The organism is Actinospica robiniae DSM 44927, from assembly GCF_000504285.1.
In the GTDB taxonomy this organism is placed as follows: domain Bacteria; phylum Actinomycetota; class Actinomycetes; order Streptomycetales; family Catenulisporaceae; genus Actinospica; species Actinospica robiniae.
In genome coordinates, this window is sequence record NZ_KI632511.1 from 8906467 (window position 1) to 8931959 (window position 25493).

General features: G+C 72.2%; 21 protein-coding genes and 1 pseudogene. 15 read left to right on the forward strand and 7 right to left on the reverse strand.

The window, feature by feature from the left end:
* Window positions 1-33: 33 nt before the first annotated feature.
* The gene (locus tag ACTRO_RS38305; RefSeq protein ID WP_034271178.1) at window positions 34-1287 is read left to right on the forward strand and encodes a cytochrome P450; all 1254 of its coding nucleotides are present in this window, start codon (window positions 34-36) and stop codon (window positions 1285-1287) included.
* Here ACTRO_RS38305 and ACTRO_RS38310 read toward each other — a convergent pair.
* Window positions 1277-3196 carry an alkyl/aryl-sulfatase gene (locus tag ACTRO_RS38310; RefSeq protein WP_034271181.1) on the reverse strand — a complete coding sequence of 640 codons (1920 nt, stop codon included), beginning with the start codon at window positions 3194-3196 and terminating at the stop codon, window positions 1277-1279. The genes ACTRO_RS38305 and ACTRO_RS38310 overlap by 11 nt on opposite strands.
* Before the next feature lie 204 nt (window positions 3197-3400).
* On the opposite strand from ACTRO_RS38310, the gene ACTRO_RS38315 reads away from it, so the two are divergent.
* Window positions 3401-4342, forward strand: coding sequence for an alpha/beta hydrolase (locus ACTRO_RS38315; RefSeq protein ID WP_051452040.1), 942 nt, complete (start codon window positions 3401-3403; stop codon window positions 4340-4342).
* Here ACTRO_RS38315 and ACTRO_RS38320 read toward each other — a convergent pair.
* Window positions 4326-5078: an RNA ligase family protein gene (locus ACTRO_RS38320; protein WP_034271183.1), complete on the reverse strand. Its 753-nt coding sequence runs from the start codon at window positions 5076-5078 to the stop codon at window positions 4326-4328. The genes ACTRO_RS38315 and ACTRO_RS38320 overlap by 17 nt on opposite strands.
* A gap of 130 nt (window positions 5079-5208) precedes the next feature.
* On the opposite strand from ACTRO_RS38320, the gene ACTRO_RS44525 reads away from it, so the two are divergent.
* Window positions 5209-6405: a hypothetical protein gene (locus ACTRO_RS44525; RefSeq protein ID WP_051452041.1), complete on the forward strand. Its 1197-nt coding sequence runs from the start codon at window positions 5209-5211 to the stop codon at window positions 6403-6405.
* A gap of 26 nt (window positions 6406-6431) precedes the next feature.
* Here the strand turns inward: ACTRO_RS44525 and ACTRO_RS38330 are convergent, their stop codons facing one another.
* From ACTRO_RS38330 to ACTRO_RS38340, 3 genes are all read right to left on the reverse strand, one after another.
* Window positions 6432-7310: an LLM class F420-dependent oxidoreductase gene (locus ACTRO_RS38330; protein WP_034271185.1), complete on the reverse strand. Its 879-nt coding sequence runs from the start codon at window positions 7308-7310 to the stop codon at window positions 6432-6434.
* 36 nt (window positions 7311-7346) lie between these two features.
* Entirely contained in the window at window positions 7347-8678 is a 1332-nt protein-coding gene (locus ACTRO_RS38335; RefSeq protein ID WP_034271187.1) for an alpha-amylase family protein, read from the reverse strand.
* Between the two features lie 77 nt (window positions 8679-8755).
* Complete coding sequence (locus tag ACTRO_RS38340) at window positions 8756-9901, reverse strand: glycosyltransferase family protein (protein WP_051452042.1); 1146 nt, start codon at window positions 9899-9901, stop codon at window positions 8756-8758.
* A gap of 254 nt (window positions 9902-10155) precedes the next feature.
* On the opposite strand from ACTRO_RS38340, the gene ACTRO_RS38345 reads away from it, so the two are divergent.
* From ACTRO_RS38345 to ACTRO_RS38355, 3 genes are read left to right on the forward strand one after another with little or no spacing between them, the layout of a single operon-like run.
* Complete coding sequence (locus ACTRO_RS38345; RefSeq protein WP_157436682.1) at window positions 10156-11391, forward strand: hypothetical protein; 1236 nt, start codon at window positions 10156-10158, stop codon at window positions 11389-11391.
* The gene (locus tag ACTRO_RS38350) at window positions 11391-12563 is read left to right on the forward strand and encodes a glycosyltransferase (RefSeq protein WP_034271192.1); all 1173 of its coding nucleotides are present in this window, start codon (window positions 11391-11393) and stop codon (window positions 12561-12563) included. The genes ACTRO_RS38345 and ACTRO_RS38350 overlap by 1 nt, the downstream gene beginning before the upstream one ends.
* Complete coding sequence (locus tag ACTRO_RS38355; RefSeq protein WP_051452043.1) at window positions 12560-14203, forward strand: glycosyltransferase; 1644 nt, start codon at window positions 12560-12562, stop codon at window positions 14201-14203. Before ACTRO_RS38350 ends, ACTRO_RS38355 begins: the two co-directional genes overlap by 4 nt.
* Before the next feature lie 8 nt (window positions 14204-14211).
* Here ACTRO_RS38355 and ACTRO_RS38360 read toward each other — a convergent pair whose 3' ends face one another.
* On the reverse strand, window positions 14212-15252 hold the full coding sequence (locus ACTRO_RS38360) for an NAD(P)-dependent alcohol dehydrogenase (protein WP_034271194.1): 1041 nt from the start codon (window positions 15250-15252) through the stop codon (window positions 14212-14214).
* 76 nt (window positions 15253-15328) lie between these two features.
* Window positions 15329-16399 (reverse strand): non-hydrolyzing UDP-N-acetylglucosamine 2-epimerase, encoded by a 1071-nt coding sequence (gene wecB / locus ACTRO_RS38365; protein WP_034271197.1) that lies wholly within the window; start codon window positions 16397-16399, stop codon window positions 15329-15331.
* A gap of 214 nt (window positions 16400-16613) precedes the next feature.
* On the opposite strand from wecB, the gene ACTRO_RS38370 reads away from it, so the two are divergent.
* The 9 genes and pseudogenes from ACTRO_RS38370 (at window position 16614) to ACTRO_RS38405 (ending at window position 25480) form a co-directional block, all read left to right on the forward strand.
* Complete coding sequence (locus ACTRO_RS38370; protein ID WP_034271199.1) at window positions 16614-17951, forward strand: glycosyltransferase; 1338 nt, start codon at window positions 16614-16616, stop codon at window positions 17949-17951.
* Window positions 17948-19207 (forward strand): glycosyltransferase, encoded by a 1260-nt coding sequence (locus ACTRO_RS38375; RefSeq protein ID WP_051452044.1) that lies wholly within the window; start codon window positions 17948-17950, stop codon window positions 19205-19207. Before ACTRO_RS38370 ends, ACTRO_RS38375 begins: the two co-directional genes overlap by 4 nt.
* On the forward strand, window positions 19204-19776 hold the full coding sequence (locus ACTRO_RS38380) for a hypothetical protein (RefSeq protein WP_157436683.1): 573 nt from the start codon (window positions 19204-19206) through the stop codon (window positions 19774-19776). The genes ACTRO_RS38375 and ACTRO_RS38380 overlap by 4 nt, the downstream gene beginning before the upstream one ends.
* Window positions 19769-20647 (forward strand): ABC transporter permease, encoded by an 879-nt coding sequence (locus ACTRO_RS38385; RefSeq protein ID WP_051452045.1) that lies wholly within the window; start codon window positions 19769-19771, stop codon window positions 20645-20647. The genes ACTRO_RS38380 and ACTRO_RS38385 overlap by 8 nt, the downstream gene beginning before the upstream one ends.
* Window positions 20625-21554: an ABC transporter ATP-binding protein gene (locus ACTRO_RS38390; RefSeq protein ID WP_211244554.1), complete on the forward strand. Its 930-nt coding sequence runs from the start codon at window positions 20625-20627 to the stop codon at window positions 21552-21554. The genes ACTRO_RS38385 and ACTRO_RS38390 overlap by 23 nt, the downstream gene beginning before the upstream one ends.
* 1 nt (window position 21555) lies before the next feature.
* Entirely contained in the window at window positions 21556-22689 is a 1134-nt protein-coding gene (locus ACTRO_RS38395) for a glycosyltransferase (RefSeq protein ID WP_051452046.1), read from the forward strand.
* Window positions 22690-22790: 101 nt separating this feature from the next.
* Window positions 22791-23108, forward strand: a pseudogene (locus ACTRO_RS51215) (acyltransferase); the annotation flags it as partial.
* A gap of 246 nt (window positions 23109-23354) precedes the next feature.
* Window positions 23355-24479 (forward strand): aminotransferase class I/II-fold pyridoxal phosphate-dependent enzyme, encoded by a 1125-nt coding sequence (locus ACTRO_RS51220; protein ID WP_034278663.1) that lies wholly within the window; start codon window positions 23355-23357, stop codon window positions 24477-24479.
* Window positions 24476-25480, forward strand: coding sequence for a Gfo/Idh/MocA family protein (locus ACTRO_RS38405; RefSeq protein WP_034271205.1), 1005 nt, complete (start codon window positions 24476-24478; stop codon window positions 25478-25480). The genes ACTRO_RS51220 and ACTRO_RS38405 overlap by 4 nt, the downstream gene beginning before the upstream one ends.
* Window positions 25481-25493: the final 13 nt, after the last annotated feature.

Genomic DNA, 25493 nt, shown 5'->3' on the forward strand with positions numbered 1-25493 from the left:
CTGTCCGGCCCGGCGATGCCGAGGGAGCGGCCCATGAGTCAGCTTTCGCAGACGGTCCGGTTCGCCACCGGCCTGTACCGGCAGCGGCTGGACATCGCCTACGCGGCGCACGTCCACCACGCGCCGCTCGCGCAGCTCGACACCCGCGCAGGGCACTCCGACCCGTACGCCGTGTACCGCCGCATGCGCGCGGACGGCCCGCTCGCCCCGACCCGCAAGGGCAACTGGGTGACGGTCAGCCACCGCATTTGCAGCGCGGTGCTGCGCGACCGGCGCTTCGGCGTGGTCCGCGATCCGTATCTGGACATGTCGTTCCTGGGCATGAACCCGCCGGACCACACCCGGCTGCGCCGGCTCGCCCAGCCCGCTTTCAGCCCGAAGACCCTCCCGGCCTACCAGACCCGGATCGAGCGGACCGTCGAGGGTCTGCTGGACCGCGCCGCGAGCGCGCCGGGCACCTTCGACCTCGTCTCCGGCTTCGCCGCGCCGCTGCCGATCACCGTCATCACCGACCTGCTCGGCATCCCCGACGCCGACAGCGGGCAGTTCGCCGCGTACGGCGCCGCCGTCGGCAGCGCGCTCGACGGCATCCGCTCCCTGCGACAGGCCCGGCGGGTGCAGGCCGCGGCGGAGAAGCTCGGCGTCGTCTTCGACCGGCTGATCGACCTGCGCCGCCGCGAACCCGGCGACGACCTGACCAGCCGCCTGGTCGCGGCCGAGGGCGGCCAGGTGCACGCCGACGAACTCAGGCCGCTGATCAACCTGCTGCTGATCGCCGGCTTCGAGACCACCGTCAACCTCATCGGCAGCTGCGTGCTGAACCTGCTGCGCCACCCGGACCAGTGGCAGGCGTTGTGCGCCGAGCCCGAACGCCTCGCACCCCAGGCCGTGGAAGAGACGCTGCGCTACGACCCGCCGGTCCAGGCCACCAGCCGGATCGCGCTCGAAGACCTCGAGCTCGAGGGCACGCCGGTGCATCTCGGCCAATCCGTCGTCACCATGATCGGCGCCGCGGGCCGCGACCCCGAGGTCTACGAGCGCCCTGAGGTGTTCGACATCGAACGCGTCCCCGAGGTCGACCACCTAGCCTTCTCCGGCGGCATCCACTATTGCGTGGGCCAGCCGCTCGCCCGGATGGAGGCCGTCATCGCGCTGCGCCTGCTCGCGACGCGCATGCCAAGCCTCCGCGTGGCCGGCCGGCCTCGGCTGCGCCCGGCCACGGCGATCCGGGGACCGCTCTACCTGCCGGTGCGGGTCGCGCCGGCCCAAGCGACGCTCACGGCGTGACGATGTTGAAGTCGGGATCGAAACCGTCCAGCAGCGCGCCGTAGGCAGTCAGCGCGGCCTCGTCGCCGGCCAACACGAGCTGCCCGGCCGCCGCGAGCTTCTCCGCCTCGGCCGGCTGGAGCAGCGCCGCGACCAGCGCCGGCCGCGCCCCGGTCACGGTCAGCTGCGCGTCCGGATCGGTGCCCCGACGCGCGTTGAGCACCCCTCGCCGCACCCACATCCGCCAGCGCTTGTCCCGGTCCTCCGCCGCGTCGGTGAAGACGAAGTCGATCCGCACCTCCGCCCGCGCCGCGCGCGGACCGTTCAGATGCACCGCCGCGAAGTCGAAGAGGATCTCCACCGGCATGGCCAGGATCGTGTCCGGGCTCGCGGTGGCGAACGGCAACGGCTCGAGCCCGCCGCGCAGCTCCTTCGCCGCGCTCAGGAAGATCCCGCGCCACTGCGGACCCTCGGCCTGATACCCCATCTGCTCGTACGCGTCGGCCTGCAGCAGCCGGGCGGGCTGGTTCTCCGGGTCGGCGAACACGAGCAGGTGCAGCAGCTGCGCGGCCCAGCGATAGTCGCCAGTCTCCAGCGCCCGCTCGCCCTCCGCCATGATCCGGTCCGCGCCGATCAGCGCCACGAAGCGCTCGGCCGTCGCCACCGGCGGATGCGGGTGCAGCGATACCGGATCGCCGTCCCACGTGCCGAGCTCCTTGGTGAACACGGCCCGCACATCGTGGTGCAGCGTGCCGTGATAGCCCCGGTTGTGCCAGGCCCGGCCGAGCTCCTCCGGCAGCTCGATCTCCTCGGCCGCCTCCAGCGGAGTAAAGCCCTGATTCGCCATCCGCAGTGCCTGGTCGTGGACGTACTTGTAGGCGTCCCGTTGAGAGGCGATCAGATCCACCACCGCCTCATTGCCCCAGACCGGCCAGGTGTGCGGCCCGTAGTGCACCCACGCCTCGTCACCCCAGAGCTCGAGCGTCTCGTCCAGGTAGCGGGCGAAGCTGCGCGCGTCCCGCGTGCGGGCGCCGCGCAGCGTCTGGATGTTGTGCAGCGTGTGGTTGGCGTTCTCCGCGCACGTCAGAGCTTTGAGCTCGGGCAGCCAGATGTGCATCTCCTCCGGCGCTTCGGTGTCCGGCGCGTAGAGGAACTCGAACTGCAGCCCGGCCAGCTTCCGCTTCGTCCCCGTCGCGGTGATCGAGTCGGTGGGGGAGATGTAGGACACGGTCACCCCGGGCACCGTGGCGACGCCGATCCCGCAGGTCAGATGACCGGCAGGGCCGATCTCGAGCAGGCTGCCGAAGGCGTAGGCGGCGCGGCGGGACATGGCGTTGCCCGCGATCACGTTCTCCCGGATGGCCAGCCGGTCGAAGGAGGCGAGCGTACCCGGCGCCAGGATCGGCACCTTCCCGCTCGCCACGTCCTCGAGTTCGACCACGCCCTTGACCCCGCCGTAGTGGTCGACGTGCGTGTGGGTGTAGACGACCGCGACGACCGGCTTGTCCGAGACGTGCTCGCGGATCATCGCCATACCCTGCGACGCCGCCTCGACCGAGGCCATGCAGTCGATCACCACCAGCCCGGTCTCGCCCTCGACCACGGTCAGGTTGGCGATGTCGTTGCCGCGCACCTGGTAGAGCCCGTCGACCACCCGGTAGAGCCCGCCCTTGCGCACGAGCTGCGACTGGCGCCACAGGCTCGGGTCGACCGATTCCGGGCACGGCGCGTCATCGGCGAGGAAGTCGAACACCGCTGGGTCGAAGATCACCTGGCCCGCGCGGTCGTAGAGCCTCTCCGCGAACGGCGCGATCAGGCCGCGGTCGGCGAGGGCGAAGTCGGTGCGGTCCGCGAGCTCGTACCGCTCGGCCGCGTCGCGGTTGACGATCGTCGTGGCCGGGCTCGGGGGCTTCGACTGGCAGGCGGCCATGACGTGGCACTTCCCTTCGAGGTCTGGTGCGGCCAGCCTTGGGCATTCGCTGACGTATGTGCAGCTTCCTTCCGCCGAACAGGTGACGGGACCGCCGAGGCCCGCGGCTGAGGCGGCGTCAGTCGCCAGTGCTGCTGCGGCGAGGTCGTCCCCCGGTCAAGGGTCTATACCACTCCGGCGGGTTTCTCGATACGCTGCTGTCCTATGCCGCTGCATCCGGAAGCCCCGGCCGCCCGGACCGACGACCTCGCCGACGGACTGCGGCGAGCGGGAGCCGGTGCGCCGGAAGCCGTCGGAGCCGTGCTGGAGCGGATGATCCCCGGACCCGCGCGCAACGACCTGCCCGTCCGCGTCTACGAACCCAGATCCGTCGAGCCGCCCGCCGCGACCGCCCTGGCCGAGCGCCGCCGCCCCGCCCTCGTCTACTTCTTCGGCGGCGGCTGGACCGCCGGCAACCTCGAGACCAGCGACGGCATCTGCCGCGCGCTGACCAACGCCGCGCACTGCGTCACCGTCTCGGTCCGCTACCGGCTCGCGCCCGAGTTCCCCTTCCCCGCCGCCGTCGAGGACTGCCATGCCGCCACCTGCTGGGTCGCCGAGCACGCCGCCGAACTCGGCGTCGATCCGGCCCGCATCGCGGTCGGCGGCGACGGCGCCGGCGGAAACCTCGCCGCCGCCGTCGCCCTGCTCGCCCGCGACACCGGACCGGCGCTGCGCCACCAACTGCTGGTGTGCCCCCACATCGACCCCGCCGCGGACACCGCCTCGCTGCGCGAACACGACGACCCGTCAGCGGTCAACCGCCGCCCGGTCGCCTGGCACTGGGAGCAGTACCTCGCCAAGCCCGAGGACGGCGAGAGCCCGCTCGCCTCACCTCTGCGCGCCGAGACCCTGGCCGGCCTGCCCGGCGCGACCGTCATCACCGCCGAATTCGACCCGCTGCGCGACGAAGGCGAGCAGTACGCGCTGATGCTGCTCGCCTCCGGCGTGCCCGTGGACGTGCACCGGTACAACGCGGTGCCCCACGGCTTCTTCGCCATGCCCGGCGTCTACCGCCTCGGCCGCGAAGCCCAGGCCTACGCCGCCGCCTGTCTCGCCGCGGCATTCGAGGCCGCGGACACCGCCGCGGCTAACCCTTCCGCTTGAGCGTGCGCTCGTAGTCCTGGAACCGCGCCTTGGCGATCACCGAGCGGTCGGTCGTCCGCAGCACGATGCCCTCGGCGCGCCCGAGCGCCGCCGCGTCGAGCCCGACAAGCGTGGCCGGCAGCGTCTCGCGCAGCCAGGCGTGCGTCTGGTCGAGCATCGTGGGCAGCGAGTCGGCCGGGATCCGGGCCAGCCGCGGGGTGAGTTCGATGCCGGCTTCCTCGGCCGCCGCGCGCAGCCCGTCCTCGTCCGCGAAGCCCTGCCCGCCGTTCTCCCGCCATGCGGAGATCCGCGCCCGATCCCAGGAGAGGATGTCAGGGTCCACATAGGCGAGGTCGAACATGCGGTAGCCCACCCGCCCCTGGCCGCTGTACTGCCGCGCCTGTCCGCCGATCCGCCCGCCGTAGGTCTCCAGGTAGAACACTGCGATCCGCCCGGTGTCCTCGATCTTGAGCCCGGCGGCCAACTCCCGCAGCGCCGCGACGATGCCCAGCGCCGGGTTGTGCACCCTATCACCGCGCGCGGTCAGCAGTTCCTCGCGCGAGCCGATGAACCAGTCCCCGTCGGGAAGGCAGACGATCCGGCTGTTCGTCCCGTCGACCTTCTCGGTCAACAGCACGTCTCCGGTGAAAGCGGTGGCCTGCTCGACCAGCGTGCCACGGTCCCCGAGGGCGTGGTACGTGGGGATCGACGGGTACTTAGTCGCCGAATTCAGGACATCGAGATCGTAGTCGAGCATGAAGGGGCCCCTTTCGCTGTCGGGAACGGCCACGGGTCCTGATACTGACGGATCGAACCGGGCGGCGTCGCGGGATTTTTCCGTGTAGCCTCAACACCGTGACGAAGAGAATCGAGACCCCCTCCGCCCGGTGAGCAGCGCCGACGAGCGCAATGCGCTCGACTTCGCGCCCGCACCGGATTCCCTGATCGCGCAAGCCCAACGGCTTCTGCGCGAGTATCCCGACGGCCCGCCGCGGCCGTCGTGGCACCCGTTTCCCGAACCTCCCGGCCCGGACGATCCCGAGTCCCTGCAGGACGACGGCTCGGGCAGGACCCTGATCCAGCAGGGGACGACGCGCCAGACCGTTCTGCGCGGGCTCGAGCTGCTCGAGGGCAAGGCCGTCCCGAGCGACGTGCCGATGCTCAAGCTCATCGGGCTGCTCGGCTTCGCCTCCGTGCAGGCCGCGGGGCTGCTGCGGACGATCCCCGGCGCTGCTCACGATCTGATCTGGCTCGCAGAGCACGCGCCCTTCGGCCGGAGCCGGATCGTGGAACATCTGCTTTCGAACACCGACGCGGTCGTGCGCGACTGGGTGCTCTCCACGCCGCACCACCTGATGCAGGGCGAGCTCGCGCGGAAGATCGCCGAGCGATGTCAGATCTCGCGCAAGCTCGCCGGGCTCGCGGTCGAGCCGCGACTGTGGGATCAGGCCGGGAATCTGTTGGTGGCCATGGCGAGCACGCGCACCTACCGGTGCGAGATCCGCCGTTACGAGCAGGCCACCGCGGACTACTGGCATTGGATCACGCTAGCGGCCCGGATGCCTGCGAGCCTGGACCGGGCGGCGTTGCTCACCATGGTCGGCCAGGATGTCACCACCGGGCCGGCCGCGCCGATCATCGAGGATGACGCGACGCGCATGCTCGCCGCCATCAACGCCGTGCAGTACGACCGGGAGGTCGCCCGTGCCGAGCAGGATCACGGCTGGGAGTGGCCGGCGCGAACGGCCGCACGCCTCATCCACGCACGCATCCGGGCCGAGCCGTCGCTCTTTGGGCAGTGGGACTGCCGTCTGTCCGGGTGCACGAGCTGGCCGAGCGACGTCGACTCCGTCCGCCTGAGTTTCATGTACCCGGCCGAGCGTCCCCCGTTCGAGGATCCGCGAGTGCGCTTCGGCTTCGTGATCGGCGTCGACGGCCGGGATCCGCAGGCCGTGGCGCAGGAGTTCGTCGCGTCCCTGGGATCGCAGGATCCCAAGTTGAGCGCGGAGATAATCGGTGGGCGCCGGGACGAAGCCGAACGGCTCGGCCTGCGCTATCGCAAGCCGAGCCGCTGGATGTACTAGCCGGGTCAGGGTGTCCGACGACTGTGTCAGTTCCCGAACTTCGCGGCCTCGGGTACGACCAGTTCGCCGAGCAGCTCGATCGGGCGGATCGAGACCATGTTCGGCACGATGCCGTGCACGTGGCTGATGCCGAGGTCGGCGAGCTCGCGCAGGCGGGTGAGCAGCTCGTCGACCTTCTCGCCTTCCGCGCCGGGGTCGAGCGGCATCATCACCGTCTTCTCGATCTCGTCGTAGTCGCGGCCGACGGTCGCGCAGTGCTCGCGCAGCACGTCGAGCTTGTGCGGCAGCTCAGGGCTGGGGAAGAGGTTGCAGGCCTGGGCGTACTGCGCCACCATCCGCAGCGTCTTCTTCTCGCCGCCGCCGCCGATCAGTATCGGCGGGTGCGGGCGGCTGAGCGGCTGCGGGGAGTTGAGCGTGCGGGTGAGCTGGTAGTGGGTGCCCTCGTACGGGCCCTCGTCGTCGCTCCACATCTGCAGGCAGATCTGCAGCGCCTCCTCCAGCCGCTCGAACCGCTCCTTCGTGCTGGGGAACGGCAGGCCGAGCCCGCGCGACTCGTGCTCGTTCCAGGCGGCGCCGATACCCAGCCAGGCGCGGCCCTCGGAGAGCACGTCGAGGGTGGTCACGGCCTTGGCCAGCAGGCCGGGCTCGCGGTAGACCACGGCGGTCACCCAGGCCAGCAGCTTGATCCGGCTGGTGCGTCCGGCCAGGAAGCCGAGGGCGGTGTAGGCCTCGAGCATCTCCTGCTCCGGTGGCCCCACCACGCCGATCTGCCAGACGTGGTCCATCACGCTGAGCATGGCCAGGCCGGCGTCCTCCGCGGCGACGGCTATCCGGCCGAGGTCCTTGGCCAGGTTTTCCGGGCCGTTCGGGTAAGTGAAGTCAGCGACGTGCAAGCCGAGTTCCACGGCATTTCCTTCCGTCGGTGTGTTCCGCGAGTAAGCCTAGGCCGTGTGCGCGATGGCATCGAGTTCGACGATCGCCCAGCCGTGCGGCTCGACCTGCCCGATCGGGCCGTCGTCGCGGCTGCCCGCGAGGCGCTTGGCGCTCTCGAGCCCGAACTCGTGCGGCGCGTCGGAGAGGTTCAGCAGCACGGCAAGGCGGCCGGTGCCTTCGGGATCGGCGACTTCGTACCCGAAGACGAGGTTCTCCAAGTGCAGTGTCCGCAGCTGGGCGCGCAGCAGCCACGGGTGACGGCGGCGCAGTCCGATCAGGTCCTGGTGCAGCCGGTAGATCGGCCAGCCCTGGGGTGCGAGGCCGCCCGGGCCCTGTTCCGGGAATGCCGGCCGGACCTCGGCATCGCCGTCTTCGCGCTCGTATTTGACGCCGCGGAAGGCCTGCTCGTCGCCGGCGTAGACGCTCGGCACACCGGCCACGGTGAACAGGATCACGAGCGCGTGCGGGAGGTGGCGTTCGTCTTCGATCCGGCTCGCGATCCTGGTGACGTCGTGGTTGCCGACGAAGGTCAGCGGGCGCATCGCCTCCGCGAACTCGTCGTGCCGGCTCAGGGCCCAGGACAGCTCGAAGAAGTTGCCGTCGGACAGGCTGCTCCAGATCGCCTTCCACAGTTCGTATTGCGTGGCCGAGTCGAGCCCGCCCTCGCGCACCGCCGCCACGTAATCGCCGTGGATGTACTCACCCATCAGCCACACGTCCGGATGCGCGGCCCGGACCCGGCCGGTCACCTCGTGCCAGAACGCGCGCGGCACGGCGTACGCCGCGTCCAGGCGCCACGCGTCGACGCCGCGGTCCAGCCAGTGCTTCATCACGGCACTGACGTACTCGCGAACCTCGGGCTCGTCGTGGTTGAGCTCGACCAGATGCCGGTGGCCTTCGAAGGAGGCGTAGTCGAAGCCGTCTTCGCCGGGCGCATCGAAGTCGATGCGGAACCAGGAGGCGTAGCGCGATTCGCGACCGTGCGCGAGGACGTCTTGGAATGGGCCGAAGCCGCGGCCGACGTGGTTGTACACGCCGTCGAGCAGCAGCCTGATGCCACGCTTCCGACAGCGCTCGACCAGGCGGTCGAAATCCTCGTCCGCGCCGAGCCGGGGGTCGATCCGATAGTGGTCGACGGTGTCGTATCCGTGCGACTCGCTGGCGAAGACCGGCCCGAGCGCGAGGCCGTTGCAGCCGAGCTCGACCAGGTAGTCGAGCCACGGCTCAAGCCGGTCGAGCCGGTGCGCGACGCCCGCATCCTCGTCGGCGTGGCCCGGCGCGCCGAGGAAGGTCAGGGGGTGGAGATGCCACCAGATCGCATGATCGGACCAGACGGTCATCGGAGCTAGTGCCTTCCCGAGGTCGAGATTCTTCCGGCGGGACTCGGAAACCCACGCTACATCACGCCGGCGCGCGATCAGGGCGAGTGCGTCCACACCGTGAGCAGGTATCCGCCGTACCAGGCCGAAAGCAGGGCGCAGGCCGCGACCACCGCCACCGAGACCGCCACGTTCCGGCGGGCGAGGAGCACCGCGGGCGGCAGCAGCACCGGGAAGTCCGGCATGAGGAAGCGCGATTCGGCATGGAAGTAGGCGGGCCCGATGAACAGGCCCAGCGCGATGGAGGCCCAGGCGAAGGCCGCCACCGGCAGCCCGCCGGGCACGCGCGAGCGCAGCAGCATCGCGGTGAGCACCGCTGCCAGCGCGACCGTCGCGAAAAGCACGTATACCGGGACGCGATTGCCGAGTTGCTGCGGCTGGGTCAGATCCGCGGTGATCTGATGCCAGACCCCGATCAGGCTCGGCTTGCTTCTCCAGCCCTGCGCCTCCATGAACGAGAACCCGTCCCAACGGCCGAGCGCCACCGCGACCCAGGCCAGGTAGCCGAGAGCGCCGACCGGGGCGAGCGCGGCGGCCAGCCACGGCTTCCACCCCGACTCGCGGCGCGCGACCGTCGCCAGAGCGCACACGCCGACTGCCGCCGCGGCCGCCACGCCGGTCGGGTGCGTCAGCCCGGCCAGCAGCGACGCGACCCCGGCCGCGAGCCAGCGCCGGCGGATGAGGAAGAGCACCGTGAACGCCGCCAGCGCTGTGTAGAGCGACTCGGTGTACGCCATGGACTCGACGACGGCCGTGGGGACGGCCGCCCACAGCGCGACCAGCAGCAGCCCGGTCCGCCTGTCGTAGAGCTCCTGGCCGACCGTGCGCAGCGCCACCGCCGCCGCGATCCCGGACAGCAGGCTGATCAGCAGAGCGGCCGGAGCCGCGCCGAGAACGAGGCCGAACGCGGCGATCAGCAGCGGGTAGAGCGGGAAGAACACGATGTTCGTGTTGATCAGGCCGCCGCCCGGCCGGTACGCCAGGGCCGTGTCGTAGCCGTGCCGGGCTACGTCCAGGTACCACTTGCCGTCCCATTTCGTCAGCAGCGACGGCAGCCGGCCGACGTGCCCGGCCATCGCGGCCAACACGATCAGGCCGACGGCTCGCACGGCGCAGTAGATCAGGACTTCCGGCGCGTGCTCCCTGGCCAGAGCACGGCTTCGCTTGACGGCTAACGCATCCACCGGCTGTTCCTACCGGGTCGCGGCACCCGGCCGGCGACGTCCCGGTGGACCGTCGGTCTCCGCCAGGTGTCTAATCGGCGGACTCGGCCGGCCCGGAGCCGCGTATATCGAATCGAGTCGGTACGGCGGCGGCGTCACGGACCGCACGTCGGGCCGCCTGGGACGACAGCGGGACGACAGCGGCACGGCTCGCGGCCACCCGACGGACATCTCGCGCACACCAACGGTTGGCAATCGACCGCTACCTTCCGCACGTGGCCAGGTACTTCCCACGACGCGTCCTCACCTGCGTTCTGCTCGTCGCCGCAGTCTTCGCGGCGCTGCAGGCGCTCGACTATCACAAGGACGTGCCGTCGAACGACACGTATCAGTATACGAAGCAGACGCTGCGGATCCTCGGCCACAGCCAGGCCCAAGCCGTGCACGAGGCGACCGTCATGTACTGCGAGGACGGCGGTCCGATCACGAGCAGCGCCACTGCCCCGCTGACCGCGGGCGAGTGCCTGCGCATGTACCGCGACGGCCTGACCCCCGACAAGCCGCGCTACCTGGCGATCTTCACCTCCCGCCCCGGCTACCCGCTGCTCGCCGCGCCGCTCGCGGCCGCGTTCGGGCTGCGCTTCGCCCTGTGGGCGGCGGCGCTGCTGTGCACCCTGCTCGCGTCCGTGGTGGTGCTCGCCCTGTTGCGCGCGGCCGGCTGCGGGTGGCGGGCGGCCGCCGCCGGGCAAGCGCTCTTCCTCCTTGCGCCCACGGGCTATTGGGGAAGCCGGATGCTGTCGGACGGGCCCTCGCTCGCCACCGTCCTGCTCACGCTGCTCGGCGCAGTGTGGATGGCCAAGGGCCGCATCCGCGCCGGCGGGATCGTGTTCGCGGCCGGACTCTTCACCGGATTCGTGGTGCGCTATTCGAGCGAGCAGTTCGCGGTCCTGCTGATCGCACTCGGTGCGGTGCTGTGCCTGTGGCGGGTGCGCGACGGGCGGACGGGGGGAGTGAAGGCGCTCGCGATCGCGGCGGGCGCCGGATTCGTCGTCTCCGAAGCCGCGAGTGCCCTGCTCGGCTGGCCCGGGCTCAGCGCGTCTCTGCAGGACACCTTCACCAGGCATTTCGAGCGCCCGGACGTGAGCGACCCGCTTTTCCGGCTGCTCAAGTCCGACCTGCACTTCTGGTTCTACTTCCCGGTCTACGCCTCGACCGACCTGCTCACCGCGGCCGTCCTGGTCGTGCTGGCGGTCCTGCTGGTGCGGCGGCACACGGTCTACGGCGTGCTCGTGATCGCGACGGCGGCCACCGGCCTCGGCGCGGTGCTCGTGCACCCGGTGGCCTCCCAGGCGGACCGGCTGATGGCGCCGGTGTGGCTGGTGCTCGCGCTCGGCCTGCCGCCGCTGGTCGACCGGTTCCTGCGGCACCGGCCGGAGCGGCTCCGGGAACCGCAGGCTTCCGCTTCACCCGTACCGCTGAACGCTGGAACCATGGGAGAGAAAGCACTCTGATGGACGTGCTCATGCTGGTCGTCTCGAACGTGGCGCACGACGCCAGAGTGCTGCGGGAGGCGAGCGCGCTGGCCGACCACGGCCATGCGGTGCACATCGTCGGCCGCGACGTGCCGGAGGGCTGGCAGCCGCCGGACGGGGTGACGCTCGCCTCGGTCTCCGGCGGCTCCGGGCTCAAGCCCGGCGGCTCCGCGAGCCCGCGGCGGCGACGCGGGCCGGTCGGGGTGACCCGCGCGGCGGCCCGCTGGATCCTGCTTCCGCAGCACCGGCAACGGGTCTGGCGCGCCTGGTGCGAGCAGGCGCGGACCGCGGTCGGCGAGCGCCGTTTCGACGTCGTGCACGCCCATGATTTCAATGTGCTGCTTCTCGCGGCCGAGCTGGCCGACCGGTCCGGGGCGAAGCTGGTGTACGACTCGCACGAATGGTGGTCCGGCCGGGAGCGGCACGGCCGTCCCACCCCGTTCGAACGCCGCCGCGAGCTGAGTGACGAGCGCCGGATCGTGGCCCGCGCGGACGCCGTGCTGACCGTCAGCGACGGCATCGCCGCGCGGCTCGGCCGCTGGCGGGCCACCCCGGTCGCGGTCATACGCAACACCTTCCCGCTGATCAGCGCCCCGGACGAGGTGGCGCAGCTGCCCGAGCGGCCGCGCGGCGTGGTCTACGCCGGGCGCATCGGCGCGGCCCGCGACATCGAGACGCTGCTCGACGCCGCCTCCGGCCTGGGCCTCGAGACCCTGCTGATGGGCAACGCGGACCGGGAGTACCTGCCGAAGCTGCGCGGCTACACGGCGAACGTCCGGATCGAGCCCGCGCGGCCGGTCGACGAGGTCGACACGGTGCTGCGACGCGTCGGGATCTCGATGGTGACGCTGACCGACACCTGCGAGAACCACCGGTTGGCCCTGCCGAACAAGGTCTTCCACGCCGTGCGGGCCGGCGTCCCGGTCGTCGCCGCCGACCTGCCGGAGCTGCGCCGCCTCGTCACCGCGTACGGCATCGGCGCGCTCTACCGGCCCGGCGACGCGGCATCGCTGCGGGCGGCGCTGGAGGCGGTCACGGCCGACTACCCCGGTCTGTGCGACCGGGCGCGGCGGGCGCGGGCCGAGCTCAACTGGGATCAGGACGCGGGGGAACTCGTGAAGGTGTACGAGGCTCTGGCGGCCGAACGATGACCGTCCCGCCGCAGCGCGCCGCCGAGCCGCGTCGCCCGCGGGTGGCCATGCTCGTGGCCAACGGCGTCAAGGGTGACTCGCGGGTGCAGAAGATCGCCTGGTCGATGGCCGCCGCGGGCTGGGACGTGACCCTGGTCGGCCGGGCCCCGGGCGCCGAACCCGAGCGCTACCGCCTCGGCGCGGCCGAAGTGCTGCTCGTCCCCGTGCCGAAGACCGTATCAGCCTACGAAGGTGTCCGGCTGCGCGGCGGGAGCCGGGCGGCCGCGCTGCGTCCGGCGTACCGCGCGGCGCGGGCGGAACTGGCCGGGCGCGACGCCGAGGCCGGACGGCGGAAGCGCTCCCAGGGCGCGGCGGCCGCGCGCGCGTTTCTCGCCGAGCGCCCCGGCCTCGACGCGCTGCTGGCGCGGTCCGGCCGCGGACCGCTCGGCGGCGGCGCGCACAAGGCGGTGGGCACGGTGCTCGGCGGGGTCGATCGCTACGGCGGCTGGCGCTGGTTCAACCCCTGGTTCGCAGACCTCGAACTCGCGCTCGGGCCGGTCGTGCGCGAGCTGGACCCGGACCTGATCCACGCACACGACTTCCACATGGTCGGCATCGGCGCGCGCCTCGCCGCGACGCTGAGCACGCCGGCGCGCCCGATCCGGTGGGTGTACGACGCGCACGAGTACCTGCGCGGCATCGAGGTGCCGAGCCGCTCCGACGTGCGGCTGCGGATGCGCCGGCGGATGCTCGTCGGGGTGGAGAGCGAGTACATCGGCCGCGCCGACGCGGTGGTGACGGTCTCGGAGGGCATCGCCCGACGGCTGGCCGAGGACCACGGGCTGGACCACCGGCCCGGCGTGATCCTGAACGCGCCGGTGATCGGCTCGGGCGCCGCCGTGGGCAGCGGCGCGGCCGCCGCCGCCCCGGCCGACGGCACGGATAACAGGCCCGAGCACGCCGGAGGCGAAGCCGACCCCGGCGCGTCCGCGGCCCGTTCCCTCCGCGCGGACTGCGGCATCGGCGGCGGCGTCCCGCTGCTGCTCTACAGCGGCGGCATGTCTCCTCGGCGCGGCGTCGCCACGGCGATCGAGGCGCTGGTCCGGCTGCCCGAGGCGCACCTGGCCCTGATCGCGCGTACCGACGACCCTGATATTCCTGCACTGATCCAGCTCGCCGATCGGCTCGACGTCTCCGCGCGCCTGCATGTCGTGCCTTACGTCCCGGTCGACCAGGTCGTGCCTTATATCAGTTCTGCGACGCTCGGCCTGATCCCCATCCTGCATCTGCCGAACCACGAACTCTCGCTCATCACCAAGTACTTCGAGTACTTACACGCCTGTCTGCCGATCGTCACCAGCGACGTGCGCGAGATGGCAGCGCAGACGCGCCGCCTCGGCGTCGGCGAGGTCTTCACCGCGGGCGACGACGCGGACCTGGCCGCCGCCGTGACGCGTGTGCTGGAGGACCCCGCCCGCTACCGCGCCGTCTACGCCGGCCCGACCGACCCCCGCCCCGCTTCCAGTTGGGCCGGGCAGGCCGCCCGCCTCGACACGCTCTACCGCTCGCTGCTCGGCGTCGAGCCTGGCCCGGCGCGCGATCCGGGCGCGCTCGAGCTTCGGCCGATGGGTGAGGGCACCGGGGTCCGCGCTGCCTTCTAGCCTGCCTTCTAGCCGTTGGGCAGGATCACCGCGCGCCCGTTGATCTTCCCGGCGTGCAGGCGGCGGTACGCCTCCGGTGTCTCGTCGATGCCGAAGAGTTCGACGTGCACGTCGACGGCCCCGTTGCGGGCGAGTTCGAACACTTCGATCAGCTCGGCCCGGCTGCCCCAGTACGGCGCGCGGACCGCGCAGTCGTACGGGGTGGCGCCGAAGCCCACGGTCGCCGCGCCGCCGCCGATGCCGACGATCACCACGTCCGACTCCATCCCCGCGCACGCCGTCGCGGTGGCGACGGTCGGGGCTGCGCCGACGAAGTCGAACACTGCGTTCGCGCCGCGTCCGCCGGTCATCGCCTTCACCTCCTGTGCCGCACGCGAATCCGAGAGCAGCGTCTCGTGTGCGCCGACCTCGGCGGCGAGCTTCAGCTTCTCCCCGTTGACATCCAGCGCCACCACGCGTGCCGGGGTCAGTGCCCGCAGCAGCTGGATCGCGACGTGGCCGAGACCGCCGGCGCCGATCACGACGGCCGTGCTGCCGGGCAGCAGACGCGGCAGCGCGCTCTTGATCGCGTGGTACGGCGTCAGGCCGGCGTCGGTGAGCGGCACCGTGGTCACCGGGTCGAGGTCGCCCAGCGGCAACAGGTGCCGTTTGTCGTCCACCACCATGTACTCGGCGATCGCGCCGGGCGCGCCGAGCCCGGGCGGGAAGATGCCGAGCTTCTGCGCCTCCAGGCAGTAGTTCTCCTTGCCCTGCGCGCAGTTCAGGCACAGCCCGCAACCCCACGGCCCGTACACCGCCACCGACTCGCCGATCTCGAGCCCGGACACGCCGGCGCCGAGCGCCGCCACCGTTCCCGCGCCCTCGTGCCCGAGCGTGCGCGGCAGCGGGAAGTAGAGCTGCTCAGCCGGCCACGACATCACGGCGACGTCGGAGTGGCACACACCGGCCGCGCTGACCTTCAGAAGAATCTGCCCGGGGCCCGGCTCGGGCTCCGGCACGTCGACGACTTCGGGCTCGGCTCCGACGGCGCGGTACTGGACGGCTTTCATGCCCCCAACCCTCACCGTCCGCGTGCCGCGGAGGCCAGGCGGGCTGCGCCGTGCGGGGGTGCGGGCCCGGCAACCGTCAGCGCACGCGTCCGGCCAGTTCGGAGATCACCCGTTCGGCCGTGCGGCCGTCGCCGAACGGAGTGCCGACCGGCACGGCGGGGGCGGGCCGGGTGGCCAGCGCGGCGAAGTCGGCGGCGGCCGGCTCGGTCAGCACGTTCCAGCCGTCGACCAAGGTCTCCGGCCACTCCGTCTCGGTGCGCACGGTGGTGCACGGCCGGCTGAGCAGGTACGCCTCCTTCTGCAGTCCGCCCGAGTCGGTCACCACTCCGGCCGCGCCGTCGAGCGCGGCGATCATCTGCGCGTACGGCAGCGGCGTGCTCGGCCGCAGCGCGCCGCGGACCAGGTCGATGCCGTGCTCCTCGGCCTTGGCGCGCAGCCGCGGATGGGCCAGCAGCACGACCGGCATCGGCAGGTCGGCGAGCGCGTCGACGATCGCGGACAGGCGCTCGGGGTCGTCGGTGTTCTCCGCCCGGTGGATCGTGGCCAGCAGATACGGGCCCGGCACCTCGATCCCGGCGAAGGCCGCGCCGCCGCCCGCCGCCCGCCCGGTCTCGCGCGCCCGCAGGCACGCGTCCGCCATCACATCGCCCACCAGCACCGTCCGCCCGCCCAGGCCCTCGTGCTCGAGGTGGGCCACCGCCTGCGGGGTCGGGGCCAGCAGCAGGTCGGAGGCGTGGTCGGTCAGCACCCGGTTGTGCTCCTCCGGCATCCGCCGGTTGAACGAGCGCAGCCCCGCCTCCAGGTGCGCGACCGGCAGATGCAGCTTCACCGCGCACAGCGCGCCGGCGATGGTCGAGTTGGTGTCGCCGTAGACCAGCACCCAGTCCGGCCGGTAGCGCTCCAGCACCGGCTCCAGGCCCGCGAGCATCGCGGCGGTCTGCACGCCGTGCCCGCCCGAGCCCACCGCCAGGTGCTCGTCCGGCTCGGGGATGCCGAGCCCGGAGAAGAACACCTCGGACAGGTCCCGGTCGTAGTGCTGCCCGGTGTGCACGATGACGTGCTCGTGGCCGGCGGCCGCCACGGCCCCGGCGATCGGGGCGAGTTTCACGAACTGGGGTCGCGCTCCGACGACGCTGACTATCCTCACCCGCGCGATCTTAGGAGCCCGCTCCGCCCGAAACGGCCCGTCTCCGCGCACCCCGACGACAATTCACCGAGCCTTCACCCGGCGAGGGGAAAGCGTGCCGAATCGTCGGCGAGATGACACGAACCCACGAGATCGACGACACCTGCCGTTCGCACGGCACTTGTTTGGTGGACCCGTTGAACGCCCGAGCACGCCGCCACGACAGCCAGGGACAATGAAAGACCGTACATCCAACTCCCGACCGCCCCGGATTCTGTACCTGGCTTTTTTCTTCCCGCCGAGCCGGTCCAGCGGGGTTTACCGGGCACGCGCCACCGCGGAGCAGTTCGCCGCGGCGGGCTGGGATGTCACCGTGCACACCGCCCCGCGCGAGTTCTACACCAAGTACATCGGCAGCGTCGACGAATCGCTGGAAGCCGGGCTGGACCCGCGTATCGAGGTATCCCGGCCGGGCATGGGCTATTTCCGCTGGCGTGAAGTCCGGGAGTACGGGCGGTTTCGCGCGAACATGCCGGTGCTGGCGAATGTCGGCTACAACTACCTGCAACGTCATTTCTTCCCGGAGCACTACGCCTCCTGGATTCCGCACGTGGTCGCCCGCGCCCTGCGGCAGCACGCGCGCAAGCGGTTCGACCTGATCCTGGCCACCGGCAACCCCTTCGCCTCCTTCGCCGCGGCCTCCTGGCTGCATCGGCTGACCGGTGTGCCGTACGCGCTGGACTATCGCGACTCCTGGACGCTCGACCTGTTCTCCGAGCAGGACAAGTACCCGGCCGGGCACCCGGCCTGGGCCTGGGAACGGCGCGCCATCGAGGGCGCCGCCGTCACCGCGTTCGTCAACGAGGGGCTGCGCGCCTGGCACGCCGAGCGCTACCCGGCCGCCGCGGACCGCATGATGGTGGTGCCCAACGGCTGGGAGCCGGAGATCCTCGGCCGGGCGAAGTACCCCGGCCCGGCGGTGGGACGTCCGCTGCGCTTCGGCTACATCGGCACCCTGACCGAGTCGCAGCCGCTCTCCACCCTGTTCGACGGCTGGCGCGCGGCCAAGGCCCATCCGGAGCTCGCCGACGCGACCCTCGACCTGTACGGCCACCTCGGCTTCTACAAGGAGACGGCCCACAAGATGGTCGCCCGGATCCCGGCCGACGCCGGCCTCGGGGTCAGCCACCGCGGGCCGCTCTCGAAGACCGAGGTCGGCCAGACGTATCAGAGCCTGGACGTGCTCGTCTTCCTCGCCGCCGGGGCCAAGTACGTCACCTCCGGCAAGATCTTCGAATACATGGCCACCGGCAAGCCGATCGTCTCCGTGCACGCCCCGGGGATCGCGGCCACGGACGTGCTCGAGGGCGACCCGCTCTGGTACGGCATCGACCGGCTCGACCCGCAGAGCGTGGCCAACGCGATGGTCGCCGCGGCCAAGACCGCCCGGGACCTGACCGAGCCCGAGTTCGACGCGGCCCTCGACCACGCCGAGCGTTACACCCGCGCCAACACCCTCGGGCCGTTCGAGCAGCGGCTGCGCGAAGTCGTCGAGCAGAGGTCGGGCCGATGACCGGGACCACGCTCGCCGTGACGACGCCGTGGCACCCGACCGTGCAGCGTCCGTTCGCCGGATCGTTCGTGCAGGTCAGCACCGCCGCGGTGACCGGCCTCTTCGACCGGGTCGACCTCTACGACACCGAGGACTGGACCGGCCCCGCGGACCCGGTCGCGGCCCGCGCCGTGCGCAAGGCCTACGCGGCGCTGACCACCGGCCCGGCCAAGCGGGTGGAGCACCGCTCCCGGCTGAGCGACGCAGGGTACTGGGTCACCGACATCCCGGTGCCGGTCACCCCGCGCCGCGACTACGCCGACTGGGCCCACTCGCACGAGTCCGCGCTGCGGGCCGTGCTGCCCGACGGATTCTCGGCCGACGTCGTGCACGGGCACGTGGGCATCTACGGGGGCTGGCTCGCCCTGCGCTTCGCCCGCCCGGACGCGCGCATCGTGGTCACCGAGCACGCCTCCTTCCTCGGCAAGATCCTGCGCCAGCCGCGCTCGCGCGCCCTGTACGCGCAGGTGATCGAGCGCGCGGACGCCTTCCTGGCCGTCAGCCGGGTGCTGCGCGACCAGCTCGCGGCCGAGTTCCCGGCGCACACGGCCAAGCTGCACGTCGTGCCCAACGCGGTGGACATCGCCGCGATGCCGGTGCGCCCCGAGCCGGTCAAGGCTCTGCATCGCTGGCTGTACGTGGGCAACATGGCCGCGACCAAGGGCGTGCCGGAACTGGTCGAGGCCTTCGCGATCGCGGCCGAGGACGAGCCGGAGCTGCGCCTGACGCTGCTCGGCTCCGGAGTCCTGATCGAGCCGATGCGCGCCCGGGTGAAGGAACTCGGGCTCGCGGACCGCGTGGCCTTCCACGACGCGGTGCCGCCGCAGCGCGTGTTCGAGTTCATGCACGCGCACGATCTGCTGGTGCACGCGAGCAAGTCGGAGACCTTCGGCATGACCACGGTCGAGGCCGTCGGCACCGGCATGCCGGTGCTGGTGACCGCCTGCGGCGGCCCGCAGGAGACCCTCGCCGGGCTCGACGGGGTGGCCGGGCTGCTCATCGACGTCAGCGACGACCCGCGCGTCATCGTCGACGGATACCGCCGGCTGGCCGGGCAGGCCGATCGGCTCGACCCGCACCGCGCCCGCGCCGAACTGCTCGCGCGCTACGGCTCCGCCGCGGTGGCCGGCCGGCTGGCCGAGATCTACGGGGTCGCAGCGCCGGCGGCCGCCGGCGCGGGAGCCACTGAGTACGGACCGGCGAGGGAGCACGAATGAGCACAGTGCCTGCGGACACGCACCGACCACGGGTGTTGTTCTTGGCGATCGGCACCACCCGGGCCAGGTCGGTGTGCGACACCAGCGCCTACCTGCTCGCGCGAGGCGTGCCGGTCGGCCTGGTCACCGTGGAGGCCGCGGTCTGGCAGGAGGCCGGCCTCGACCCGCGGGTGCGGATCTACCCGCTGGGCGAGGGCGAGGCGCGCCACCCGCTCGCCCGCCTCGGCCGCGCCCTGCGCCGCGTCCACAAGGCGCTGGACACCAAGATCTACAGCAGGTTCTACCGGCTGCTGCGCCCCTACGTGATGTGGCGCGTGGCCCGGCGCTCGGTGCTGCGCCGGATCGAGTGGTCCGGCGTCGAGCAGCTCGTGCTCGGCGACTCGCACGCCATCCCGATGGGCTGGCACCTGGCCCGGCGCCACCCGCGGCTGCCCGTCGGCTTCGAGCTCGACCGCGCCCCGTTCGCCGAGGCCGAGCCCCGGCCCGAGCCGCCCGCCGTCTCCGTCCCCGCGCCCCGCGCTGACCTCACCCCCCTAACCGAACCGGCCGGAATCGACACCGATGCCTGAGACCATCTCCCCGCCGCGGGCCGCCGCCGTGCCCCCGACCGAACACCACGTGTTCCGGTCCCGCCGCTCCGGCGTGCCCCGGCTCCGCACCTACTTCCCCGAGCTGTGGGCGCGCCGCGAGTTCGTCTACGAACTCGCCCGCTGCACCCTGCGCGGGCAGAACTACACGAACGTGTTCGGCCAGCTCTGGCTGGTGCTCAACCCGCTGCTGATGGGCCTGGTCTACTTCGTCCTGGCCGACATCCTGAGCAACGGCCAGCACCCCCCGAACTACTTCTCCATGCTGCTGGCGGGCCTGTTCGTCTACACCTTCTTCGCCAGCATGCTCAGCCAGTCGGCCGGCTCGATCATCGGCAGCAGCAGGCTGATCCTCAACAGCCGGCTGCCGCGGATGGTGCTGCCGATCACCCAGATGGTGATCGCCTTCATGCGCTTCCTGCCGTGCATGCTGGTCTTCCTGGTCGTCCACCAGCTCCAGCACCTGCACTGGGGGGTGGCCGCGCTCTACGCGATCCCCGCGTTCCTCGAGGTCCTGGTGTTCGGCGCCGGCCTCGGTCTGATCTGCGCCACCCTGCAGGTCTACTTCCGTGACTTCTCCAACTTCCTGCCCTACGTCACCCGGATCTGGATGTTCATGTCCCCGGTGCTGTGGGAGCTGCAGACCCAGCTGGACAAGCACGACCTCAAGGCCCATGTCATCGCGGTCAACCCGCTCGCGCCGATGATCGGCTCCTGGGGCGACGCCCTGGTCTACAACCTCAGGCCGGAGACCTCCTGGCTGCTCGAAGGCGCCGGCTGGGCCGTCGCCGCACTCGTCGTCGGCACGCTCGTCTTCATCAGAAGGGAACGTGAGTTCTCTGTCCGCCTCTGACCTCACCACCGCGCCCGCCGCCACCACCCGCCCCGCCGCGGGCCCCGCGGACGCCGAGCTCGACGACGACTACCGGCTCGCCATCCGGATCAAGGACGTCAAGGTCGACTACCGCACCATCGTGAACCCGCGGGCCAACACATTGCGGCACACGGTGACCAACTTCGGCAAGAAGAGCAAGGACCGCCGGGTCCGGATGGTGCACGCCGTACGCGGGGTCACCCTCGACATCGAGCACGGCAAGGTGCTCGGCGTCATCGGCGCGAACGGCGCCGGCAAGTCCACGCTCATGCGCGCCATCGCCGGCATCCTGCCGCCGAGCTCGGGCGAGATCGTGGTCAACGGGCGCATCAGCACCCTGCTGGCGCTCGGCGTCGGCTTCAACGGTCAGCTCTCCGGCCGGGACAACGTCGTGCTCGGCTCGCTCGCGGCCGGCCTGAGCCGGCGCCAGGTGGACGAGCGGTTCCAGCAGATCACCGAGTGGGCCGAGCTCGAGGGCGCGATCGACCTGCCGATGAAGGCGTACTCCTCCGGCCAGTACGGCCGGCTCGCCTTCGCCGTCTCCACCCACCTGGAGCCGGACGTGCTGCTGGTCGACGAGGCGCTGTCCACCGGCGACGCGCACTTCCGGCGCAAGTCCTACGACAAGATGCAGGAGCTCGTCGGCCAGGCCCGCACCATCATCATCGTCAGCCACGGCCTCGCCGCCATCAAGGAGATGTGCGACGACTGCGTCTGGATGCACCAGGGCGAGATCGTGCGGCAGGGCAGCCCGGACGAGGTCACCGAGGAGTACCTCGAGTTCCAGGGAGTGCCGCGGCCGAAGAAGTCCGAGAACGCCTCGGACGAGACCGCCGACGACGAGATCGATCCGCTCGACGACGCCATGTCGATGGAGGACATCTGAGATGCGCCCTGACGCGGACGTGACCATCCTCAGCTCCGGCCACGACGTGGCCGACGCCCGGCTGCACCGGCATTGCGCCGCCCTGCGCCGGGCCGGGCTGAGCGTCGAGGTGATCGCCCGCGGCCGGGCCGAGGACGCCCCGGCCGGCTCCGCGTTCCGGCCGGCCGCCTCGCGCGGCATAGCCGGGCGCGGCGTGCAGGCGCTGCTGCTGCCCGGCCGGGCCCACGGCCGGGTCGTGGTGACCCTCGATCCCGACCTGATCCCCGCCGCCCGGCTGCACCGCGTCTTCTCGCGCCGCCGCCTGGCCGTGGACATGCACGAGGACTACCTCGCCCTGCTCGACGACCGGGCCTGGGCGAAGGGCGCGCGCGGCACGGTGGCCCGGATCTGGGCCCGCACCGCCGTCTCGCTCAGCCGCGGCGCCGACCTGACCGTGGTGGCCGACCAGCACGTGCCGCCGAACAGGGCGGAGCGGCGGCTGGTCGTGCGCAACCTGCCGGATCTCAGTCTCCTGCCGAAGCGCGGCGGCCTGGACGAGCGTCCCCGGGCGCTGTACGTGGGCGACGTGCGCGAGAGCCGCGGCCTGTTCGACATGCTGCGCGCGCTCGAACTCGCCCCGGACTGGGAGCTGGACGTGGTCGGCCCGGTGGCCGCCCGGGACCGGGACCGGCTGGCCGAGTGGGAGTCCGCCTCGGCGGCGGCCGGCCGGGTGCGGCTGCACGGCCGGATGCCTCCGGAGGCGGCCTGGCGGCTGGCCCGCGGCGCCTGGGTCGGGATGTCGCTGCTGCACAGCACGCCCGCGTTCGAAAGCGCCATCCCGTCGAAGATCTACGAGTACCTGGCCTGCGGCATGCCGGTGCTCACCAGCCCGATACGCCGCGCCGCCGAACTGGTCGAGAAGGCCGGCGCGGGCGCGGTGGCGATCAGTGCCGAGGAGGCCGGCGCGACGCTGCAAGCCTGGTCCGGCGAGGGCCGGGCCGAGTTCGACCTCTTGCGCGAGGCCGCGCGCAGCTGGGCCGAGCACGACCTGGACGCGGTCAACCCGCACGACCGGTTCGCCGCCGCCGTCGCCGAGCTGGTCGCCCAGACCCGCGGCAGCGCCGCGTCCTCCACGGCCGTGGCGGGTGTCCGGTGAACCCCGCGGTGCGCGTCGCCCCCAGCGCCGACGTCGACGAGCGCGCCGAGATCGGCGACGGCAGCTCGGTCTGGCATCTGGCCCAGGTGCGCGAGGAGGCCGTGCTCGGCCGCGACTGCGTCATCGGCCGCGGCGCCTACATCGGCAGCGGCGTGCGCCTCGGCGACAATGTCAAGGTTCAGAACTACGCCCTCGTATACGAGCCCGCCGTGGTCGGCGACGGCGCCTTCATCGGCCCCGCCGCCGTGTTCACCAACGACCACCGGCCGCGCTCGGTCGACCCGGACGGCAAGCAGAAGCGCACCTGCGACTGGCACGCGGTCGGCGTGACCGTCGGCGAGGGCGCCTCCATCGGCGCCCGCGCCGTGTGCGTCGCCCCGGTCACCATCGGCCGCTGGGCCATGGTCGGCGCCGGCGCCGTGGTCACCGCGGACGTGCCGGACTTCGCCCTCGTCCTGGGCGTTCCGGCGCGTTGGGCCGGCTGGGTCGGCCGCTCCGGCGAACGGCTCGAGCCGGCCGGCGACGGCGCCTGGCGTTGCCCGGCCACCGGCGAGCTCTACCAGGAAAGCGACGGGACCATCGTGGAGAAGCTTCGTGAGCTTGCGAGCGAACCGAAGAGCGCAGCGCCGGCGAACGAGCCTACCGAGCTCCAGCGAGGCGGCGACGTGAGCACTGATCAGACCCCTGCTTTCATCCCGGCCGCGCGGCCGGTCATCGGCGAGGAGGAGATCGAGGCGGCGGTGCGGGTGCTGCGCTCGGGCCGGGTGGTGCAGGGCCCTGAGGTAGCCGCGTTCGAGGACGAATTCTCCCGGCTCGTCGACGGCCGGCACTGCGTCGCCGTCAACGCCGGGACCTCCGGCCTGCACCTGTCCCTGATAGCGCTCGGGATCGGCGCCGGCGACGAGGTCATCGTGCCCTCGTTCACCTTCGCCGCCACCGCCAACGCCGTCGCCCTGGTCGGCGCCAAGCCGGTGTTCGCGGACATCGACCCGGACACCTTCTGCCTCGACCCGGACTCGGCCGCCGCCGCGGTCACCGCGCGCACCGCCGCGATCGTGCCGGTCGACCTCTACGGCCACCCGGCCGACAAGCACCGCCTCGGCGAGCTGGCCGAGCGCCACGGCCTCGCCGTGGTCGAGGACGCGGCCCAGGCGCACGGCGCCGCCCTCGACGGCCGCCCGGTCGGCACCTTCGGCCGGGCCGCCTGCTTCAGCTTCTACCCGACCAAGAACATGCACGCGCTCGAGGGCGGCATGGTCGTCACCCCCGACGCCGAGGTCGCCCGCACCCTGCGCCTGCTGCGCAACCAGGGCATGGAGCGCATCTACGCCAACGAGCTGGTCGGCTTCAACCTGCGGATGACCGACGTGTCCGCCGCCATCGGCCGCGAGCAGCTGCGCAAGCTGCCCGGCTGGAACGAGCAGCGCCGGGCCAACGCGGCCAAGCTCACCGCAGGCCTCGACGGCATCCCCGGCGTGCTCACCCCGGCGCCCGCCGCCGGCGCCACCCACGTCTACCACCAGTACACGCTGCGCGTCCCGGCCGAGCGCCGGGCCGCGCTGCAGCAACACCTGACCGAGCAGGGCGTGGGCAGCGGGCTGTACTACCCGACGCCGGTCCACCGCCTCCCGCCCTTCGCCGCGGCCGCGGTCGGCGCCGACCTCCCGGCCACCGAGGACGCGGCCGCGCGGGTGCTGTCGCTGCCGGTCCACCCCTCGCTCGCCGACGCCGACCTCGACCGGATCGTCGCCGCGCTGCGTTCGTTCGACTTCGGAGACGTTCAGAGATGACCACCAAGCCCCGTCTGCGCGCCGGCCTAGTCGGCCTCGGCGCGATGGGCCGCCACCACGCCCGGGTGCTGCGCGCCCTCGACGGAGTCGACCTGGTCGTCGCCGCCGACCCCGGCGGCGACCCGCACAACGCCCTCGGCGGCATCCCGCTGGTCGGGACCGTCGAGCAACTGCTCGAGTTCCAGCCGGACTACGTCGTCGTGGCCTGCCCCACCGCCCTGCACGAGCAGGTCGGGCTGAAGCTGGCCGAGGCCGGCGTCCCGGCGTTGATCGAGAAGCCGCTCGCGCACGACACCCCGGCCGCCCGCCGCGTCGCCGAGGCCTTCGAAAGCCGCGGCCTGGTCGCCGCGGTCGGCCACATCGAGCGCTACAACCCGGCGCTGCAGAGCATGCGCAGCCGGCTCGAGGCGGGCGAGCTCGGCGAGGTGTTCCAGGTCGCCACCCGCCGCCAGGGCCCGTTCCCGCACCGGATCGCCGACGTCGGCGTGGTCAAGGACCTGGCCACCCACGACCTCGACCTGACCGGCTGGGTCACCGGCGCGCAGTACCGCAGCGTGGCCGCCAAGACCGCGCACCGCAGCGGACGCCCGCACGAGGACCTGGTCACCGTGCTCGGCGAGCTCGACTCCGGCGTCATCGCCAACCACCTGGTCAACTGGCTCTCCCCGCTCAAGGAGCGGGTCTCCATCGTCACCGGCGAGCTCGGCTGCTTCGTCGCCGACACGCTCACGGCCGACCTGACCTTCTTCGCCAACGGCTCCACCCGCACCGAGTGGGACGCCGTGTCCGTCTTCCGCGGCGTGTCCGAGGGCGACATGACCCGCTACGCGATACCGAAGCGCGAGCCGCTGACCGTCGAGCACGAGGCCTTCCGCGACGCCGTCGAGGGCAAGGACGCCGGCGTGGTGACGCCGCGTCAGGGCCTGCGCGCGGTCATGGTCGCCGAGGCCGTGCTCGAGTCCGCGCGCTCCGGCGAGACCCGCCCGATCCCGGCCGCCTGACGCCGTCAGGCCG